The organism is Arthrobacter sp. SDTb3-6 (genome assembly GCF_013376095.1).
Classification (GTDB): domain Bacteria; phylum Actinomycetota; class Actinomycetes; order Actinomycetales; family Micrococcaceae; genus Specibacter.
On the sequence record NZ_JAAMFN010000117.1, the window covers coordinates 1 to 1,180 of the forward strand.

General features: G+C 70.2%; 1 protein-coding gene. It reads right to left on the minus strand.

All coding sequences use genetic code 11. From position 1 onward, the window contains the following. Positions 1 to 653: DUF222 domain-containing protein (locus G6035_RS19560; RefSeq protein WP_176618769.1), on the minus strand; the 653-nt coding region annotated here is incomplete at its 3' end. Positions 654 to 1,180: the final 527 nt, after the last annotated feature.

The following is a 1,180-nucleotide window of genomic DNA, read 5'->3' on the forward strand; positions in this document are numbered from 1 at the left end:
GCATTGTCACCGCCACCGCTCCCTGCGGCATTGTCACCGCCACCGCCGCTGTTGCTGTTATTGCCGATGCGGGTGGTGCCGGTGGTGTCCTGGCCGGCGCTGCCGGCACTGCTGTTGCCGGTGCCGGTGCTGGTGGGGGTGGGGAGGGGTTGGCCCAGGAGGAGGGTGGCGGTGTCGGCGCGGAGTTGGGCCGGGGTGCGGTATTCGCCGGGGCCTTGCAGGGCGCGGGCCTGCCCGGTGCAGTACACGAGTGCGCCCTGGGCTGCCGGGGCCGGGATGTGCAGGGTCAGCCAGGCCATCCCGTCCCGTCCGGCCTCGACCCCGAGGGACCTCTTGCTGATTGCCTCCCGGGTGCGCACGGTCAGTGATTCCGGGTGGGTTCCTTCCCGCAGCCGGCGTGCCTTGGCCGCGAACCGGGCCCCGGTCGTGCCCGGGGCCACCGCAAGCAAGGCCGCTTCAAACGCGTCCACGTCCGCGGCCATGATGTCCTGGGTGCCGGCCAGGGTGCCGGTTTCATCCGGGATCGTGAACGCATGCCGCCACGACAATGTCCCGGCCCGCAGTGCCGCCATCACCTGCGGGCGGGCGCCCACCAGGTCCCGGGCCTGGGCGGCCAGGGCTTTCGCGGTGGTTTCCGGGAGGCACAACGTCACCGCGACCTCCGCGATCGCGCAAGGACTCCGCCACACCCGCCTGCCACCCGTCCAGGCCCACGGCCGCGGATTCGACCGCGGCCGCGGCCAGGTGCCGGTTCCGGCACGTCCGGGCCGAACGGTTCAACGGAGGGCAGGGTGAGGGCGGCAATGAGTGCCGCCGCCTCGTCCGTGGCGGGGGATCCCCCGTTGCCGGGGTCACCAACCGGCTCGTCCATACACCCGTTATGGATACTACCTACGCTAACTATCATAGATGTTGGTAGATGTGTTCTTTTTCTTTGGTGGGGCGGGTGCTCCGGCAGCCCTTCTGGGTTGTTCCTGCGACCCTTTCGGGGTGTACCGGCGGCCCTGCGCACGGACCGGCCCGTGCCCGGTACACCTCACCTGGCACGACCCCCGACGAAGCCCTCCCAACCGTTGCAACCAGACGTGGACGAAAACACAGGCCCGGTCGCGCGGGAGGGAACGAAAAAACACCCCCGGTTGCAACCGACGGCCGGGGAAAACACCCCCGGTTGCAACCG